The 19,285-nt window shown below is 41.1% G+C and carries 16 protein-coding genes and 1 other annotated feature; of the genes, 14 read left to right on the forward strand and 2 right to left on the reverse strand.

Annotation, left to right across the window (positions count from 1 at the left end; translation table 11 throughout):
* Window positions 1-48 precede the first annotated feature (48 nt).
* From VEB00_11090 to VEB00_11115, 6 genes are all read left to right on the forward strand, one after another.
* Window positions 49-2,766 (forward strand): sigma 54-interacting transcriptional regulator, encoded by a 2,718-nt coding sequence (locus tag VEB00_11090; protein HYF83556.1) that lies wholly within the window; start codon window positions 49-51, stop codon window positions 2,764-2,766.
* Between the two features lie 220 nt (window positions 2,767-2,986).
* Entirely contained in the window at window positions 2,987-3,253 is a 267-nt protein-coding gene (locus VEB00_11095; protein HYF83557.1) for an HPr family phosphocarrier protein, read from the forward strand.
* Between the two features lie 84 nt (window positions 3,254-3,337).
* The gene (locus VEB00_11100) at window positions 3,338-3,652 is read left to right on the forward strand and encodes a PTS sugar transporter subunit IIB (GenBank protein HYF83558.1); all 315 of its coding nucleotides are present in this window, start codon (window positions 3,338-3,340) and stop codon (window positions 3,650-3,652) included.
* A 37-nt stretch (window positions 3,653-3,689) separates the two neighbouring features.
* Window positions 3,690-4,991, forward strand: a complete 1,302-nt coding sequence (locus tag VEB00_11105; protein HYF83559.1) for a PTS sugar transporter subunit IIC — start codon at window positions 3,690-3,692, stop codon at window positions 4,989-4,991.
* A gap of 132 nt (window positions 4,992-5,123) precedes the next feature.
* On the forward strand, window positions 5,124-5,441 hold the full coding sequence (locus VEB00_11110) for a PTS lactose/cellobiose transporter subunit IIA (GenBank protein HYF83560.1): 318 nt from the start codon (window positions 5,124-5,126) through the stop codon (window positions 5,439-5,441).
* A 39-nt stretch (window positions 5,442-5,480) separates the two neighbouring features.
* Window positions 5,481-6,566, forward strand: coding sequence for a MupG family TIM beta-alpha barrel fold protein (locus tag VEB00_11115; GenBank protein ID HYF83561.1), 1,086 nt, complete (start codon window positions 5,481-5,483; stop codon window positions 6,564-6,566).
* Between the two features lie 60 nt (window positions 6,567-6,626).
* Here VEB00_11115 and proS read toward each other — a convergent pair whose 3' ends face one another.
* A complete protein-coding gene (proS, locus tag VEB00_11120; protein HYF83562.1) occupies window positions 6,627-8,072 on the reverse strand; it encodes a proline--tRNA ligase in 1,446 nt (481 codons plus the stop codon).
* Window positions 8,073-8,143: 71 nt separating this feature from the next.
* Window positions 8,144-8,359 (reverse strand) — a binding site (T-box leader).
* A 201-nt stretch (window positions 8,360-8,560) separates the two neighbouring features.
* Here proS and VEB00_11125 point away from each other — a divergent pair.
* The 8 genes from VEB00_11125 to thiS all read left to right on the forward strand — a co-directional run bounded on the left by VEB00_11125 (window position 8,561) and on the right by thiS (window position 16,474).
* Window positions 8,561-9,973 (forward strand): sigma 54-interacting transcriptional regulator, encoded by a 1,413-nt coding sequence (locus VEB00_11125; protein ID HYF83563.1) that lies wholly within the window; start codon window positions 8,561-8,563, stop codon window positions 9,971-9,973.
* Between the two features lie 214 nt (window positions 9,974-10,187).
* Window positions 10,188-10,493, forward strand: a complete 306-nt coding sequence (locus VEB00_11130) for a (2Fe-2S)-binding protein (protein HYF83564.1) — start codon at window positions 10,188-10,190, stop codon at window positions 10,491-10,493.
* Entirely contained in the window at window positions 10,490-11,569 is a 1,080-nt protein-coding gene (locus VEB00_11135) for an FAD-dependent oxidoreductase (GenBank protein ID HYF83565.1), read from the forward strand. Before VEB00_11130 ends, VEB00_11135 begins: the two co-directional genes overlap by 4 nt.
* Before the next feature lie 13 nt (window positions 11,570-11,582).
* Window positions 11,583-12,347: a (2Fe-2S)-binding protein gene (locus tag VEB00_11140; GenBank protein ID HYF83566.1), complete on the forward strand. Its 765-nt coding sequence runs from the start codon at window positions 11,583-11,585 to the stop codon at window positions 12,345-12,347.
* Window positions 12,340-13,488, forward strand: a complete 1,149-nt coding sequence (locus VEB00_11145; protein HYF83567.1) for an FAD-binding oxidoreductase — start codon at window positions 12,340-12,342, stop codon at window positions 13,486-13,488. Before VEB00_11140 ends, VEB00_11145 begins: the two co-directional genes overlap by 8 nt.
* Before the next feature lie 107 nt (window positions 13,489-13,595).
* Window positions 13,596-13,973 carry a 4Fe-4S binding protein gene (locus VEB00_11150; GenBank protein ID HYF83568.1) on the forward strand — a complete coding sequence of 126 codons (378 nt, stop codon included), beginning with the start codon at window positions 13,596-13,598 and terminating at the stop codon, window positions 13,971-13,973.
* A 131-nt stretch (window positions 13,974-14,104) separates the two neighbouring features.
* Window positions 14,105-16,258: an aldehyde ferredoxin oxidoreductase C-terminal domain-containing protein gene (locus VEB00_11155; GenBank protein HYF83569.1), complete on the forward strand. Its 2,154-nt coding sequence runs from the start codon at window positions 14,105-14,107 to the stop codon at window positions 16,256-16,258.
* Window positions 16,259-16,276: 18 nt separating this feature from the next.
* Window positions 16,277-16,474 (forward strand): sulfur carrier protein ThiS, encoded by a 198-nt coding sequence (thiS, locus tag VEB00_11160; protein ID HYF83570.1) that lies wholly within the window; start codon window positions 16,277-16,279, stop codon window positions 16,472-16,474.
* A gap of 42 nt (window positions 16,475-16,516) precedes the next feature.
* Here the strand turns inward: thiS and VEB00_11165 are convergent, their stop codons facing one another.
* The gene (locus tag VEB00_11165; protein HYF83571.1) at window positions 16,517-19,003 is read right to left on the reverse strand and encodes an ABC transporter substrate-binding protein; all 2,487 of its coding nucleotides are present in this window, start codon (window positions 19,001-19,003) and stop codon (window positions 16,517-16,519) included.
* Window positions 19,004-19,285 lie beyond the last annotated feature (282 nt).

Consider the following 19,285-nt stretch of genomic DNA (forward strand, 5'->3'; position numbering starts at 1 on the left):
TAAATTATAATCAACACAATGACCTATTTTGCTTTGGGGGTGATCAGTGTGAAGAAAATCGAAGAAGTACTTCAAGCTTTGCATGAACTGGAGGTTAAAACAGAAAAAGGGGTTTCTGCCTCTGAGATAAGTAAAAGGATGAATATCGACAGGACAAATATCAGTCGATATTTGAACCAGCTTTATAGTGAAAAGAAGATTTTGAGAATTAACGGCAGACCTGTTCTGTATTGCTCAGTAAAGTGTAAAACAGCTGATATAACCCCAAACATGCGAGTTGGTGAAAATAGCCTGGATAAGATCGCAGGAATCCATCAGAGTCTTCAGGTGCCAGTACAGCAGGCAAAAGCAGCTATTTTGTATCCTCCTAATGGACTGCACACCTTGATTCTGGGAGGAACCGGTGTAGGAAAATCCATGTTTGCCGAGCTTATGTACCAATTTGCTGTAGAATCAGGGGTAATAGCTTCCAATGCACCTTTCATTCGTTTTAACTGTGCGGATTATGCAGATAACCCTCAGCTTCTTATATCTCAAATCTTTGGAGTTAAAAAAGGCGCCTATACCGGCGCCGATAAAGATCGGGAAGGACTCTTGAAAAAGGCGGACGGAGGAATGTTCCTGCTGGATGAAGTGCACAGACTATCACCCCAGGGGCAGGAAATGCTTTTTACCTTTATTGATAAGGGCTTCTTCGAACCTTTGGGAGAGACGGAGAAAAAAGTATATGCAGATGTGCAGATAATTGCCGCCACTACAGAAGAACCTCAGTCCTTCCTATTAAATACCTTTGCAAGAAGAATTCCTATGATTATAAATCTACCGTCCCTAAAAGACAGAGGGCTCAATGAACGTTTCTATCTTGTTGAAAGCTTTCTAAGACAGGAATCAAAGAGAATCGGTAAAGGCATATATATTGACAAAAGCTCCATAACATCCTTTTTACTATACGATTGTCCAAACAATATCGGTCAATTGAAAAGTGACATACAGTTGGCTTGTGCCAGAGCATTTGTTAATTACAAATCAAAGAATGAAGACTATATGCTGGTTGCGCAAGCAGATCTTCCGCAGCACGTTAAAAAGGGTATGCTGAACCTCCAGAACAATAGAAACGAGGTTGATTACCTCCTTAAGAGCAAAGGGGATATCCTGAGATACAGCTATAAAGAGGAACAAGAACAGAGTCCAGAATACCCTCATCAGGACAGTGAGGATTTTTACGATATTATCGAGAAAAAACTTCAGCTTCTTAAGGAATCAGGAATGAAGGAAGAAGAAATCAATCATATTGTAAATATGGACATTGAAAGTCATTTTAAAAAATATATAGGAGAACTCCCTGAAAAGTTGAGAAGAAATGAGATTTCTAAAATTGTGGCCGCTGAAGTAATGGATTTAGTTATGGAAATAATCGAACTGGCACGGGAAAAACTCATGCGGGAATATGATGAAAAAATTCATTTCGGCTTGCTTTTACATGTTAACAGCTTTATAGAAAGGGCAAGAAAAGGAATCAGTATATATCATCCAAAGCTCAATTCGATTCGTGTAGAATATCCTGATGAGTTTTTAGTTGCCATGGAAGCTGCAAAGCTTATGGATAATAGATTGGGAATACATACGCCCCTTGATGAAATAGGATACTTGACAATGTTCTTAGCTTCAAACCCTTTAGAATCAATCTCAGAAGAAAAGGACAAAGTAGGAATACTGGTAATCATGCATGGTAATTCAACTGCAAGCAGTATGGTTGAGGTATGCAATTCTCTGGTCGGGACAACTCATACTGCAGCCTTGGACATGCCCCTTGCCATGAGCCCCCAGACAATGTATATCACCGCAAAAAATACTGTGCTGGAACTGGATAATGGAAAAGGCGTACTTCTGATGGTTGATATGGGTTCTCTTGTAAATTTCGGTGATATGATAAGCGAAGAAACCGGTTCATTGGTGAAGACGATTGATATGGTAAGCACACCCCTTGTCATGGATGCCTGCAGAAAGGCTGTACTAGGTAGAGACCTTTACTATATTTATGACAGTATTAAAGAAGCTTATCAATTGAATGCATTGGAAAATGCAAAGGGCGGCTCTGTGAAAAAAAGTATAATAATCACAGCTTGCTTTACAGGAGAAGGTGCATCCCTGAAGCTTAAGGAAATTATTGAGCATAAGCTGGAACAGCGGTATGAAACTGAAGTGATCCCTTTAGAGATTATTAATAAAAATGAGTTCTTAAGCAAGATAGAGCGCTATAGAGAAAGGTACAAGGTTCTGGCAGTTGTAAGTACAGTTGATGTAACCCTGGAGGATATTCCTGTGATTCCTGCAATAGAGATTCTTACCTATGAAGGAATAGGGCGGCTTGACAGTATAGTCAGGGAGGAGAACACCTACCTTGGAGTAAAGAAATCCCTGAAGGAGCATTTATCAGCCGTAGACTGTGAAGCCGCGGTAGATAATGCAAGGTACATTATTGACAACATTGAACAAAGCCTGAAAGTGCGGGTAAAAAGTGAAGTGAAGATAGGAATTATCCTTCATATGAGCTTCCTCTTGGACAAGCTTAAGCAGGGCGGGCGGGAGACTATATTCAATGACTTGGACAGCTTCAAAGAACTATATGGCCTTGAGCTTATGAAAGTCAGCCGCTGCCTGATACCTCTGGATAAGCACTTCGGCATTAAGGTAGGTGAAAATGAATCGGCCTATATATGTAAAATGTTTTTATCAAATAATGAACTTGAAGCAATAAGTGTGTAAACCGAGAAAGTGTGTAAAAAGTGTGTAACTTGTTTTACACACTTTTTTTATCTAAAAAATCCGAATTTTCAAAAATCACACTTTTATAAAAGGCTGGAATTGCAGCATATTTGCAGGCATAAAATAATATGCAAATTTTCTTAATCTTTCGCGTGGTTTGGCAGCAAATTTGCAAATATATAAAAATGACAAGAAGTAAAGGGAGGTGCATCAAGCGGTCATGAAAAAATCAACTGTTATTGTAAATAGCGAATGCGGACTGCATGCAAGGCCAGCAAGTATGCTGGTAAGTACTGCAATGAACTTTTCTTCAGATATTCTTATTAAGAAAAATGATAGGACAGCAAATTGCAAAAGCATCATGAGCATATTAAGCATAGGCGCCTCAAATGGAGACGAGTTAGAGATTGTCATCGAAGGTCCTGATGAAACCGATGCATTCAATACTATAAAGGATTTGTTTGACTTCCGTTTAGCAAATGCCTGACAAAAATATCTTGGCAAATAGGTAAACATCCAGTGCGCAGTAATAGTTAGTGGTACAAGGAATTAGTAGAGGAGGGTGAAGATTGTGTTGAGGGTTATGCTGGTATGTTCCGCAGGCATGTCTACCAGCCTGTTGGTGACCAAGATGAAAAACGCTGCAGCAAAAGATGGTATTGACATTGAGATTTTTGCAGTACCGGAGGTTGAGGTAAAGGAAAGTATCGATCATGCTGATGTAGTACTTCTGGCTCCACAGGTAAGATTTCTATTTAACAAAATGAAGCAGGAGCTTGAACCCAAGGGAATTCCTTTAGCAGTCATTGACGGTATGAACTATGGGCTGATGAAGGGAGACGCTGTAGTTAAACAGGCGTTGGAGCTTACTGCTGCCACTAAGTAGCAGTATAGTCTTACAAATAATAAAAAGGGGGATTAATATGAAAAAGTTTCTGGAATTCATGGAAAAGTATTTTGTTCCAGTAGCTGGGAGGATCGGTTCACAAAGACACCTTGTAGCTGTACGTGACGGCTTTGTAAGCATCATGCCGCTGATACTTGCAGGTTCAGTGGCCGTATTGTTGAACAACACACTGTTCAAATGGGTGCCTGCACTAGGTATTTTGACAGGTATTAACGGCAATGTATGGTGGGGTACCTTTGCCATTATGACCTTGGTAGTAGTATTCTCGATAGGTTATAACCTAGCTAAGAGCTATGGTGTAGATGCTTTGGCTGCCGGTTTGATCTCCGTTGCCTCTTTCATCACTGTTACACCTCAAGCCCACGGTAATGCAGGCTGGGGATATATTCACTGGGGATACTTGAACGCTTCGGGCTTATTTACAGGTATTATAGTTGCACTCATAGCAACTGAGATATTTGTTAAACTCATGAAAAGGAAACTTACAATCAACATGCCTGAAAATGTACCGCCAGCGGTTGGCAGAGCCTTTGCCGCAGTTATACCAGGTATGGTGGCATTATACCTTTTCGCAATAGTTGGGCATATAATCACAACCGTTGGGGCAAACAGCCTTTATGATATCATCTATAAACTCATTCAGGAGCCTCTTCAGGGTTTTAGCCAAGGATTAGGCTCAGCCATTACTCTTGCAATACTTATGAATGTATTCTGGTTCTTTGGGCTGCATGGCGGCAACATTTTCGATCCAATAGTGAACTCACTATACCTGCCCGCTCTTGAAGCAAACGCAAGTGCTGTACAGCAGGGTGTCGCCGCTACTAACATCGTAACAAAGTCATTCTATGATTCCTTTGTTCACATTGGAGGCTGTGGTGCAACTTTAGCCCTTATTGTTGCCATATATATAGCCACCAAGAAAAGGGATGAGTACAAACAGGTTGCCAAGCTGTCAGGACCTGCAGGGATATTTAATATCAACGAACCCATGATGTTTGGCTTGCCACTCATTCTCAACCCTATGCTTCTGATACCGTTTATACTTATACCGGGCGTACTGACCTTCATTGCTTATATCGCAACCGATTGGGGACTGGTGCCAAAGACATTTGTGCAGATACCATGGATTACCCCGGTTGGAATAAGCGGGTTCCTGGCTACAGGTGGCAGTATCAGGGGAGGCTTGCTGTCAGTAGTAAACTTTGCAATTGCAGTACTCATATACCTGCCTTTTGTAAAGCTGGCTGACAATATGGCAAGCGAACCTAATACAAGCCACAACGAGAAAAGTAATAAGTCAATAAATCAGAGCGCTTGATATTCAAGTGCTTCTGGCACTGAGCATGATTTAATATGTGGGAGGTAAGGGCGTGTATTTCCTTACCTCGTCACATTTATCCAAAATATACTTTATCACTATCCAACAGTAATACGACAAGGAGTGTTTTTTATGGATTTGGAAACTATGGTATTTACAATCATTGCACACAGTGGCGATGCAAGAAGCTCAAGTATGGAAGCGATCGGACATGCAAGAAATGGAGAGTTTGATAAAGCCAATGCATGTCTGGATGAAGCCAATAAGAAATTGCTGTTGGTACATTCAGAGCAGACAAAGCTCATTCAAGCAGAAGCACAAGGCCAGGAAACAAAGGTGTCCCTGCTGCTTGTACATGCTCAGGATCATCTTATGGGTGCAATGACTGTAAGGGATCTGGCAGGAGAATTCATTGAACTGTATAAAATAATGAATGCAAATAGGGGTTAGCCCTGCAGTAATATTCTTAAGTATATTGGGGGAACCGGAATGAAACAATTAGGAATTTCAATCTACCCTGACAGAGCTAGCCAGGAAGAAAACAAAGCATACATTTCACTTGCTTCTCAATATGGCTTTACAAGGATATTTACCTGTCTTATATCTTCTGATGATGATATTGACATGGTTAAATCAAAATTCAGTGATATTACCAGTCACGCTAAGGGATTAGGAATGCAAGTTATTGCTGATGTCAGTCCCTCTATATTTGATATCTTTGGCATAAGCTACCAGGATTTGAGGTTTTTCTTTGAACTGGGGCTGTCCGGAATCAGACTTGATCTGGGCTTCAGCGGGCTTGAGGAAAGCATCATGACCTTTAATCCTTATGGGCTCAAGGTTGAAATCAATATGAGCAGTGGAACCAGATATTTAGATAATATTTTTTCTCATAAACCAAATGTGGAAAATCTTATAGGCTGCCATAACTTTTATCCTCACAAATATACAGGGCTCTCCAGGAAGCATTTCGAAAAGTGTTCCAAACAGTTTAAACAAAACGGGATTAGGACGGCTGCTTTTATCTCCTCAAAGGAAGCCGGTTTTGGACCATGGCCGGTGAGTGAGGGACTTTGCACGTTGGAGGAGCACAGAAACCTGCCTGTTGCAGTACAGGCAAAGGACCTCTTCAATACCGATCTTATTGATGATGTTATCATTGCAAACGCCTTCGCGTCAGAAAGTGAGCTTATCGCCTTACACCACCTCGATAAAGAACTTCTGACCCTGGACGTACAATTGATTGAAGGCCTACCTGAAATCGAGAAAAAAATAGTCCTCGATGAGCTTCACTTTAACAGGGGAGATGTATCTGAATATATGATCAGATCTACTCAAAGCCGTGTAAAATATAGCATGCATAGCTTTAAGCTCTTTAATGCTCCAGCCATAAGGCGCGGAGATATTATGATAGACAGCAGCCTGTACGAAAGATACGCCGGGGAATTGCAGATTGCTCTTAAGGATATGGAGAACAGCGGAAGAACAAACGTTGTAGGCAGGATATCCGAGAAGGAAATATACTTGCTTGACCATATAGAACCCTGGCAGAAGTTTAGGCTTAAGTTGGAATAAGAACTAATCCCTTAATAATAAAGCTGACTATACTTGCGCAAGTATAGTCAGCTTTATTATTTAATATGCTTTTGCTACATAAACCATTTTTTCGGCCTTGCCACCGCAAACGAGGCATTTATCCCCTACATGCTCCTGATGGAAAGGCATGCACCTGATTGTTGCATTAGTATCTGCCTTTAGCTTATCCTCACAATCTCTGCTGCCGCACCACATTGTCTTCACAAAACCCGGTGTCTCCTGCATTATCTTTTTGAACTCCTCGTAATCCGTAGTGGTATAGGTCTTTTCCTCCCTATTCTTGAGGGCTTTGTTGAACAATGTAGTATGAATATCATCCAGAAGCTTGGTGATAGTCTCTGTAAGATTATCCATCGGTACAGCAAACTTCTCAAGGGTATCCCTTCTGGCTATTGTAACCTGGTTATTTTCAATATCCTTTGGTCCGATTTCCATTCTTATCGGAACGCCCTTCATCTCCCATTCGTTGAACTTCCAACCTGGGCTGTAAGTGTCTCTGTCATCCATTTCAATTCTGAAGCTCTTATCCAGCTCCTCTTTTACTGCTCTGGCCTTGTCAAGAACTCCCTCCTTGTGGAAGGCAATAGGGATAATAACAACCTGAACCGGAGCCACTCTTGGAGGCATTACAAGTCCTCTGTTGTCTCCATGCACCATTATTATTCCGCCGATAAGCCTTGTGGAAGTTCCCCAGGAAGTGGTCCAAGCATGTTTTTGTACTCCATCCCTGTCCAGGAATTTTATGTCAAACATCTTGGAGAAATGCTGTCCCAGGTTGTGTGATGTACCCGCCTGCAAAGCCTTTCCGTCGTGCATCATCGCTTCCATTGTATAAGTATCTAACGCTCCCGCGAATTTTTCCTTCTCACTCTTCTGTCCGAGTATCACCGGCATTGCCAGCTCATCTTCAGCAACCTGCCTGTATATTTCAAGCATCTGCATTGTTTCCTTCTGAGCATCCTCATAATCTACATGAACGGTATGCCCTTCCTGCCACAAGAACTCAGCCGTCCTAAGGAACGGTCTCGTTGTCTTTTCCCAACGTACTACGTTGCACCACTGGTTTATCAGGAGTGGAAGATCTCTGTAGGACTGCACCCACTTGGAATACATATCGCAGATTATTGTCTCTGAAGTCGGCCTTATGAATAGTCTTTCAGCAAGCTCCTCGTTTCCCCCGTGAGTTACCCACAGCACCTCTGGGGCAAAACCTTCAAAATGATCTGCTTCCTTCTTCAAATAGCTTTCAGGTATCAAAAGCGGGAAATATGCATTCTTATGCCCCGTAGCCTTAAATCTTTTGTCGGACACTCTTTGAATCCCTTCCCATACACCATAGCCATAAGGCTTTATTACCATGCAGCCCTTGACCGGAGCATAATCAACCATATCAGTCTTTAGAATGACATCGGTGTACCACTGGGAAAAATCCACTTCCATAGGGGTTATCTCTTTTACAAATTCCTGCTGCTTCTTATCAGCCATATTAATCTCTCCTTATCTGAATATATTATTGAATCGTAGTACTTTCCTAAAAATAAAAAAACCTTCGTCTTGTAAGGGACGAAGGTATACTCGCGGTACCACCCTATTTGAACGCACGTAATCAATACGTACATTCCTCTTAAACCTTTAACGCAGGTATACGATCGGAGTTCATCCATAGCTCTGAGGTCGGGTTCAATAAAAATGAGCCCGGAAAGCCTTCCAGCCGCTGAGCTTTCCTCTCTTTCAGCATCTTCTTATCTACTATTCCTCTTCATCACCTTGCGGTCTTAAGTTAAAATCATTATATATTATACCCATATGAGTGTCAATATACCTTGGCGGGCTTTGGAAAATTTCTTCATATTTAACAACTAAAAGTTAGCGTTTTGTCAACCAATTAAGCAAAATAAGAAGGATACTCGCGAATAATATCGAATTTATAAGTATATATTGAAGGTTAAATTTCTTCGCAAGGAAGTGTTCGCGTGTCAGGTTACAATGAAACAAAAGGCATTGATATGTTCGGTGAGGAAAATGGAGAACTCTTAAAGGTAATCCTTGACAGCATAAACGATGCCATCTGTGTAGTAGACGAAAACTGCATAACCCGTTACTGGAATCTGGCAGCAGAAAAGCTTTACCAGATTGATAGTGATAAAATAATGGGCAAGCATATAAAGGAGTTCTTCCCAAACTCATTGCTTCCTAGAATCATAAGAGAAAGGAAGGCTTATGACAATATCTACAACAGTCCCAAAGAAGGCTGCTACAATGTCATTAGCGCTTCGCCGCTATATATAAACGGCCGCCTTGTGGGTGGAATAAGCTTAGACCGCGATGCTACAGAATTCATAAAAACCTCTGAGCTGCTTGTAAAGGCTCAGTCTAACCTTAACGTACTTGAGCATGAAATATCAATAATCAATAAAAACCTATACTCCTTTTCTCAGATATTAGGCAACAACAAAACCTTCAGAGATAGCATCAGACTAGCCAGAGATATATCGAAATCGAATATAAATGTGCTTATAACCAGTGAGAGCGGTACAGGCAAGGAGCTTTTCGCCCGTGCTATACACATGGAAAGCGGGCGGAATGGTTATTTTGTACCTATTAACTGCAGTGCTATACCTAATGAGTTGATTGAAAGTGAGCTTTTCGGCTATTCAGCAGGAGCGTTCACCGGGGCTTTGAAAAGCGGCAAGATAGGAAAAATAGAACTGGCACATAATGGTACGCTTTTTCTCGATGAAATTGGAGATATGCCTTTAAGCATGCAGCCCAAGATACTGAGAGTACTGGAAAATGGAGAGATGACCAGGATAGGCAGCGAAAAAACCATAAAGGCTAATATAAGAGTAATTGCTGCTACTAACAAGGATTTGTCGGAAATGGTAGAAGCCGGCTTGTTCAGGAAGGACCTTTATTACAGACTGAACTCCGTTGTTCTTAACCTTCCGCCTTTAAGAGAAAGGAAGGATGACATCCCTTTGCTGGTAAACCGATTTGTTGAGGATTACTGCATGGAATACGGAATTAATATTCTTGGGATCACCCCTGAGGTTATGGATATATTCATCAACCATAATTGGGAAGGAAATATAAGAGAGCTGAAAAATGTCATAGAGCGAATCGTGGTACTGGCAAGAAACAAAGACACCGAAGTTATTGATATCTCATTTCTTCCTCAGAATCTGAGCAAGAATAAAAAATTACGCTCCGTCCCTAAGCAGGAGAGTTTATATGATCTGAATACCATATTGGACAATGCAGAAAGGGAAGCAATAATCACTGTAATGAGAATTGCAAAAAACAATAAATCCCATGCAGCGAAGCTATTGAATATTCCCAGAAGTACATTCTATTTCAAACTTAACAAGTATAATCTGGAAAAATGAAAAAGTCATTATTGAAACGTCAATATTTCGACATCAGTGTCAATATATTGACGTTTTTTGTATTGAAAATTAGTATAAGTGTCAATATATAGACACCCAAAATTGCAAATCGCTTTATAATGCCTGTTTTTGGCTTAATTTGATGTTCTTAAGCCTTTGGCACGCAAATTGCTATATAAATATATTATTGTAATTATTGAAAGGGGGAACTCCTGTGAGGATTGACCAGCACCCTATTATTTCATTTAACAAAGGTAAGAAAGTGAAGTTCTCATTTGACGGAAAAGAGTATGAGGGCTATGAAAATGAGCCCATTGCAGCTGCTTTACATGCTGCGGGAATCAGAGTTTTAGGGCACAGTCACAAACTGGGAAGACCCAGAGGTTTTTATTGTGCTATAGGAAACTGCTCTTCCTGCCTTATGGTAGTAGATGGTGAGCCAAATGTAAGGATCTGCGTGGAGAAGCTTAAAGAAGGAATGATCGTGGAAACCCAGATAGGAAAGGGGGATCTAAAGTGAAGCATACAGAAATAGTTGTAGTTGGCGGAGGTCCTGCCGGACTGTCTGCAGCCATAAATGCAGCAGCCTCTGGTGCTAAGGTTATGGTTATTGACAGGAGCAGCGAGCTTGGCGGGCAGTTGGTAAAGCAAACCCATATGTTCTTCGGCTCTCAGAAACAATATGCCTCTGTAAGAGGTATAGATATTGCAGCCATCTTAACCAATGAGCTTTTAAAATATCAGGACAAGGTAGAAATCATGAAGGATGCTACAGTGATAGGACTTTATGATGATGGAGTACTTTCAGTTGAAAAAGACGGAAAATACTTTAAGATAAAACCAGAATCAATAATTGTAACAACAGGAGCTTCAGAAAAGTTTCTCACTTTCCCAAATAACGACCTGCCGGGAATCTATGGAGCAGGGGCAGTTCAGACATTGATGAATGTACATGGTGTTGCACCTGGAAACAGCGTTATTATGGTAGGTGCAGGCAATATAGGACTTATAGTAAGTTATCAGCTTATGCAGGCTGGAATTAAGGTGAAAGCCATAATAGATGCAGCTCCTCGAATAGGTGGATATCTGGTACATGCATCAAAAATAAGAAGAATGGGTGTGCCAATAATGACTTCCTGCTCTGTGAAATATGCTCACGGAAAAGATAAACTTGAAAAGGTCACAGTCTGGAAGCTGGATGAAAAATGGCAGCCGATACCAGGCTCAGAAACAGACATAGAAGCAGATGTAATGTGCATCTCCGTAGGTTTATCACCATTAGGAGAGCTTCTATGGCAAATAGGCTGTGATATGAAATTCATACCCGAGCTTGGCGGACATGTTCCCTACAGAAATGAAGAGTTGGAGACAAGCATTAAAGGCGTATATGTAGCAGGAGACGTTGCAGGTGTCGAGGAAGCAAGCAGCGCTATGGTTGAAGGGCGGCTTGCAGGTCTCTGTGCAGCAAAGAATCTTGGACACGCTGCAAAGGAATTCGAAACCTTAAAGAAGGATTATATAGAACAGCTGAATTCTCTAAGATCAGGCCCTGTAGGTGAAAAAACACGCAAGGGTCTTAACCAATTGGTAGTATAAGGAGGTAAGTGATATGTTGGAAATAACCGGTATAGCAACTCCTGCGAATTTAGCTGATGTTACTCCTTCAGCGGAAAGAATGGCTAAAGGACCAGTTGCGGTGATAGAATGCTTCCAGAAAATACCCTGTAATCCATGCCAAACTGCATGTAAAAGGGGAGCAATAAAGGAATTTGAAGATATTAATAATAGGCCTGATATAGACCACGAAAAATGCAATGGCTGCACAATGTGTGTAAGCAATTGCCCAGGACTTTCTATTTTCGTAATTGATGAGACTTATTCTGAAAAGGAAGCACTGGTAAAGATTCCTTATGAATTCCTGCCGCTTCCTGAGGAAGGAAGTTTTGTTACAGGAGTAGACAGGGAAGGAAAGCCTGTATGCAGGGCAAAGGTGGGAAAGGTTCAGAATACAAAGGTTCAGGACAGAACACCAGTAGTATCGCTGGTCGTACCAAAGGAATTCTCCATGACCGTAAGATGCTTCAGCATAGAAGATTATTACAGCGATAACACCATGATATGCAGATGTGAAGAAATAACTCTCGGGGAAATAAGAGAATATATAAGAAAAGGCTATCAGAGCGTGGATGAAATTAAGAGAATATCCAGAGCAGGAATGGGTCCATGCCAGGGCAGAACCTGCAGACAGCTTATAATGCAGGAGCTTGCTTCAGCAACAGGCAAGAAAATGTCTGAGCTCAAAATGTCTACCTTTAGGCCACCAACAAAACCAATTAAATTAGGAGCTTTGGCTGGAGGTGAAGATAATGAATAAAACTGCAAGTGTTGTCATAATAGGTGGCGGCATATCCGGCTGCGCTATAGCTTATAATCTGGCAAAGAAAGGTGTAAAGGATATAGTTGTCCTGGAGAAATCTTTCTTGTGCAGCGGTTCTACCGGCAGATGCGGAGCAGGAATCCGAATGCAGTGGGGAACTGAAATGAACTGTCGTCTTGCTAAGTTCAGTACCGAATATTATGAAAAAGCTAATGAAATGCTTGAATACGAGTATGATATAGGATTTAAGCAAGGCGGCTATCTTATAGTAGCTGCAACAGAAAAGGAAGATGAGCAGTTCAAAAAGAATGTTGAGCTTCAAAACAGGCTTGGTATCCCTACAAAATATCTTACTCCAAAAGAGGCAAAAGAAATTATTCCTTATATGGATGAAACAAAGATAATAAGCGCAACCTTCTGCCCTAAGGATGGTCATTTGAATCCTTTCCATACCACTCAGGCCTTTGCCAATGCTGCGGTGCGTCTTGGTGTGGAAATAATGAAATATACTACAGTTACCGGTATTAAGGTAGAGAATGGAAAGGTTGTTGGAGTTGAAACTGATAATGGCTTCATATCCACTCCTATTGTAGTAAATGCAGCCGGTGGGTACTCAAAGGGAATAGGCGAACTGGCCGGAGTCGATATCCCGATTTATTCAGAAAGGCATCAGATACTTGTTACGGAACCTGTTGCACCTTTGCAGGGACCTATGTATATGGGTTTTTCACTGAATATCTATATTCAGCAATCCCCTGAGGGGAGCTTCATCATGGGAAGAGGCGATGCCAATGAACCTAGGGATGGCAGGATAAATTCCAGCTGGCATTTTCTTGAGGAAATGGCCAAATCCACCACAGAGCTGCTGCCGCTTCTTGGAAAACTGAATGTTGTACGCCAATGGGCAGGTCTGTACTGTATGTCCCCCGACCGACAGCCGATATACGGACCAGTGAAGGAAGTAGAAGGCTTCTATTTAGCTACCGGTTTCAGTGGTCACGGCTTCATGTTTGGCCCTGTTACAGGAGTGGTAATATCCGAGTCCATACTTGGAGAGACCCCTACTATACCGATTCACATGCTTGATAAGGACAGATTCATGCGTGGAGAACTTCTGCTAGAGCCATCGGTAGTATAGCATTTTTACAAATTGACTGATTATTAGGCTTATCAATATAGCCTTTTATTTGATATAATATTATAAATGGTATAAATAATCTTATTGTTTTGGGAGGTTATGTGGTTATGAAGGTTTTGGGTAAAAAACCCGAGCTCTGTATACAGTGTCATGCTTGTGAAAGCACATGCTCCAATACATGGTTCAAGGAAGATAATTCTCTTAAGTCCTGTATAAGAATTGGAGAGAATGAAAACGGGGACGCTGCAATCACCTCCTGCACCCAATGCGGGGAATGCATAGATATCTGCCCTGTTGAAGCTATAACAAGGGATAAGAACGGTATTGTCAGGATAAACAAAAGCATATGTGTCGGCTGCTTCATGTGCGTGGGCTACTGTCCCGAATTGGCAATGTTTATGCAAGAAGAATATATAGAGCCTTTCAAATGTGTGGCGTGCGGCCAATGTGTCAAAAATTGTCCAACCAATGCCATATTTATATGAGAAGCTTTTATTTGAAATATTAACGAAAGGGAAGCTTCTCATGAAACTCGTTTACGGGGCATGACAAATTAATGTGGAATATATGCCCCTACTCGTTATAGTTCAGGAATAAGCTTAAGGAGGAAGGTTCAATGAATATTGAAAATTTGAAATCAGCTCACAAGCTGCTTTGCGAGTACAAATACGAGCTGAAGAAAATAGAAAAAGGCTACACCAATAGAACATTATATGTGAACCTCAGTGATAAAGAGGTCAAAGAAAAGCCTGTGACGCAAATGATGAAGGATAAGTTCATTGGAGGCAAGGGCTTTGGATTATGGTACCTCTGGAATGCAGTATCAGAGAAAACAAAATGGAACGATCCAGAAAATGAGATAGTAATAGCTACCGGTCCATTAGGTGGAATTACACAATATCCAGGTTCCGGAAAGTCCCTTGTTGTAAGTCTTTCACCACTTACTGACATGCCTATTGACAGTAATGTTGGAGGATATTTTGGTCCCCTTCTTAAGTTCTCGGGCTTTGATGCTCTTGAGCTGCAAGGCAAGTCTGACAAGGATGTCATTATATTCATAGACGGCAATAATGGTGTGGTAAGAATAGAAGAAGCTCCTCTTGAGGCCATTGACAGTCATGTACTCGGCGAGCAGCTCACTGAAATGTACGCTGAAAATGAAGCAGACAAGAGAAATATATCTGTAGTATCTGCAGGTACCGCAGCGGAGCATACACATTTAGGCTTGTTGAACTTCACCTTCTATGATGTGAGGAGAAAAGCGACAAGACTGAAACAAGCCGGAAGAGGCGGAATCGGGACAGTATTCAGGGATAAGAGGATAAAGGCCCTTGTGGTTCGTTTCGAAGGCGTTAAGGGCAATCTCAATCACCCTGCTGATCAAGGCACATTAAACAGAACGGGCATTAAATTTCACAAGGAAATGCATGACCTTGACGATAAGCAAAACAGGATGCGACAGGTTGGAACCGCCAATATAATTGAGGTAATGGATCAGTATGATTTACTTCCAACTCACAATTATAAATTCGGCTCCCATAAGAATACCGGAAAAATTTCTTCAAAGGTTTTTAAGGAGAAAATAACCCAGGGTATGGCTGACGGCTGCTGGTACGGCTGCAGCATGGCCTGTGCCAAGGCAGTAGACAATTTCGTGCTCAAAACCGGTCCATACAAAGGACAGAAAGTCATAGTTGATGGTCCTGAATATGAGAACGCTGCAGGACTCGGTTCCAACTGTGGAATATTCGATCCTGACGCAATACTTGAGCTTAACTTCTACTGTGATACTTATGCCATTGATACCATTTCCTTCGGTACAATGACTGCCTTCATCATGGAGTGCTATGAAAACGGCATACTCAACAAAGAAAGGACCGGAGGCCTTGAGCTGAAGTTTGGCAATGCAGATGCAGCCCTGGAGCTTATACACCAGATGTCAAGGGGGGTCGGCTTTGGCAAGATAGCCGGACTAGGCACTAAGAAGCTGAAAGAATTTTTCATAAAGGAATTCAATACAGACCCGAGCTTTATAAATGACATAGGTATGGAACAAAAAGGGCTCGAGTTTTCTGAGTATATGCCGAAAGAATCCCTTGCACAGCAGGGAGGCTATGGACTTACCAACAAAGGACCACAACATGATGAAGCATGGTTGATATTCATGGATATGGTTAACAATCAGATTCCTACCTTTGAGAATAAGGCTGAAGCACTGCATTACTTTCCTATGTTCAGGACATGGTTTGGCTTAAATGGCCTTTGCAAGCTTCCTTGGAATGATGTAACGCCAGCAGACAATAAATATACAGATGAGCCCGCAAAGATTCCTGAGCATGTGCAGAATTACGTAGATATATTTAACGCAGTTACGGGAAACAGCATCGACAAGAACCAGCTTATTACCCAATCAGAAAGAGTATATAATTTCCAGAGAATATTCAACATTAGAATGGGTAAAGGTAAGAGAATAAATGACAGAATACCTTATAGAGCTATGGGTCCTGTTACTGTGGAGGAATATGAATCACGGCAGGAAAGATATGATGGTCAGCTTAAGGAACTGCTTGGCTTCGACCCAACAGGAAAGAGCACAGAAGCAAAGATAAAAGTAATGAGGGAATATAGGGAAGACCAGTATGAGAAGCTGACAGATGCTGTTTACAAGAGAAGGGGCTGGACAATGGACGGAATTCCAACCCTGGAAAAGCTCAAGGAGCTTGGAATGGATCTTCCTGAGGTAGTTGAAGTTGTAAAGAGACATATCTAAAGTACAAGGCGGTGCAGCATGATACATGTGAATGGCAAGGAGTTGCAGTGGGAGGAAGGCATGACAGTCACCGAGATGCTTAAACGAAAGACCTATACCTACCATAAGATAGTAGTAAAAATAAATGATGTGGTAATACCCAACGAACAATTTGAGACTACAGTAATACATGACGGAGACGATGTTAAAGCTATTCATCTTTTAGCAGGTGGATGATAAAATCCGGAGGCCAAGACCTCCGGATTTTTTTATATCTTTCTATATATCTTCCAGTATTATATCTTCATATTTAAGCAATCCAAGCTGGCTCAGCCTGATTCCTGCAATACTGTTCTTATAGGCAATCCCTGCTTGGGGGTGATATAAGAAAATCCACGGAGCATCATCAACTATCGTCTGCTGAATCTTCTTGTACATTTCTATCCGCTTCTCAGGATTGATAATCTCCTTTGCTTTGTTCATATTCTCTGTAACTATTTCTTTTTTGTAACTTGAAAAATTCGTCTTGCTCTCAGAGTTAAAGAGAGGCTGCAGGAAATTATCCAGATCTCCGGTATCACCAATCCACCGGCTTATATAAATATCACACTTATGTATGCACTCTAAATTCAAGTACTGAGACGGCTGAACTCTAATAAACTCACATTCTATCCCTATTTCCATAAGATCCTTAACAATAAAGTCTGTCAGAGGGTTATAGATTGAAGTGTCGCTTTCTTCTCTTGCTAATATCTTCAGCTTCTGTCCGGTTTTGCTCAGCCCATTTTTTTGCAATATCTCTTTTGCAAGCCTTGGGTTGTAGCCATATCCTACATCATTTGTGTTGTCTATCATGCTTGGAGGGAACGGCCCCTTTGCTTCTATACCCATTCCACCTAAAAGCTCATCAATAATTATTTTTTTGTTGATTACCATATTCAGTGCTTTTCTTACTTCCTTGTTCTGAACATAGGGAGAGTCTGACAATAGGTTGAAGCCCACATAGTAAGTACCTATGATGCTTCTGGTTTTTAATGTAATGCCCTCTACTCCCCTTATTGAATTAATGGTGTCCTTCTTATCAGCTATTATATAGTCGTACCTGCCCCCTATAAGCTCTTCTGCTGCATTTACATCATCAAACTTTACTATTATCTTCTTAATATAAGGCTCACCATTGTAAAAGTCCTTAAAAGCTTCAAGAGTAGCTCCAGAAGGTTGGATATCTACAAGCTGATAGGGACCGCAGCCCGAAAAACTGCACTTTTGAATCTCCTCCACCGGTAGTATGGCTGTACAAAACTGTCCCAAATTTAGAAGAAAACCAGAGTATGGCAATGTAAGGCTCACGGATATACGATGCTTGTCAAGCACTTTTATACCCCTGACTCCCTTCTCCCTCCCACGATTGTACTCTTCTGCTCCATCCACGCACATAAGTGCCCAGCTGTTCGGAGAATTGAGCTCTGGACTCAGAACTCTTTCAAAGGAATACTTTACATCCTCTGCATTAATCACTCTTCCATTATGGAACTTTGCTCCCTTTCTCAGCTGGAATACCCAAGTCAGGCCATCTTCCTCAAGATACCAGTTCTTTGCAATACCCGGCATTATTTGACCGGAAGAGCTTACAGTAAGAAGTCCGCTGTTGATATTGGACATAATATGGCTTCCAATATACTCAAAAGACATATGTGGATCATAAGTCTGCAAAGAGCTTGGAATACAAGTTGTCACTACGGAGTCATAGGTGCTCGGACCAGCTATTTCATGAATCAGCTTATCCGTAGAGCCTTTCAAATCTGATGAAGTATTTTGCAGGGATTCCAGAGATGTCTTTGTAAACTGTGTATATAGAGAAGCCTGCTCTACAGTTGAGATTAGTCTTTCAAAGGTTCTGCTCATTTCATGAGTGGAATTAACCACAGCTTCAAGATTAGATGTCTGCTTTATTATAGCGGTGTTTATCTCGTCAGATACACTGCTATTGTTGTCAACCGCTTTGATGATAGTATTGAATACCTCCATGGTATTCTTTGATATATCCGTACCTTCCTTAACCTTATCGATGGTTGTATCCATCGAATCCAGGGCTGTTGCGACACTATCATTTATTTCATTTATTATATCATTTATAAATTTTATAGAATCAACACTTCTCTGCGCCAGTTTCTTCACTTCCTGTGCAACAACAGCAAATCCTCTGCCGGACTCACCTGCTCTTGCAGCTTCAATAGCAGCATTGAGTGAGAGCAAATTTGTGCTATCTGCGATATCCTTTATAACATCAAGCATCTCATTAATGTTGGCAGCCTTGCTGCTCAGCATATTTACAACCTCTTTTGATTGCTGCACTGATGTTTCAATAACATTCATAGCTTTTATGGAATCATCAACCGCACTGCTTCCCTGCCTGGCAACACTCATTGTCTGTTCTGATATCTGCTTTGCATTTTCAGTGTTTGCAAATACCTCTTCTGCAAGTGCGGAATAATTGCTGATTTCGTCTACTAGCTTCTGAACTGAATCAATCTGTATTTCTACAAACTTTGATATGTTTCCGGTAACATCTATCAAGCTGTCAACTACAAGACCGGCCTCCCCTATTTTATTATCAATTCTGTCTACTATGCATTTCTGATTATTCTTACATAGTGCTATTTTATCATTATTTTCTTTCTCTAAAGCCAGATTATCCTTTACAGCATGATGTATGCGTGGTTCATCTTCAGATTTATTTTTTTTCGTAAGCTTCAGATTGAACATTTGCCGGCCTCCTTAATTATATTCTATAGCATTTTATTCGACAGCAATTACCATATTTCCTTTATTTATACACTGTTTAACCTGTTTTGTATACAAACAAAATTACAGCCAGTATACCAAAAATCAGCTTTCCGCCTGGGAAGAAGTTCCTGACTGGCATCAAAAGTGCGCTTAAAACAACTGTAAACATAAATACCCATTGTATACTTGTAAACTTCACTTATTAGATATAAAATCTTTATATGTGGGTTTTTTTATTTTTTTTGGATATGTATGGGAGGG

Source organism: Clostridia bacterium, from assembly GCA_035628995.1.
Classification (GTDB): domain Bacteria; phylum Bacillota; class Clostridia; order Lutisporales; family Lutisporaceae; genus BRH-c25.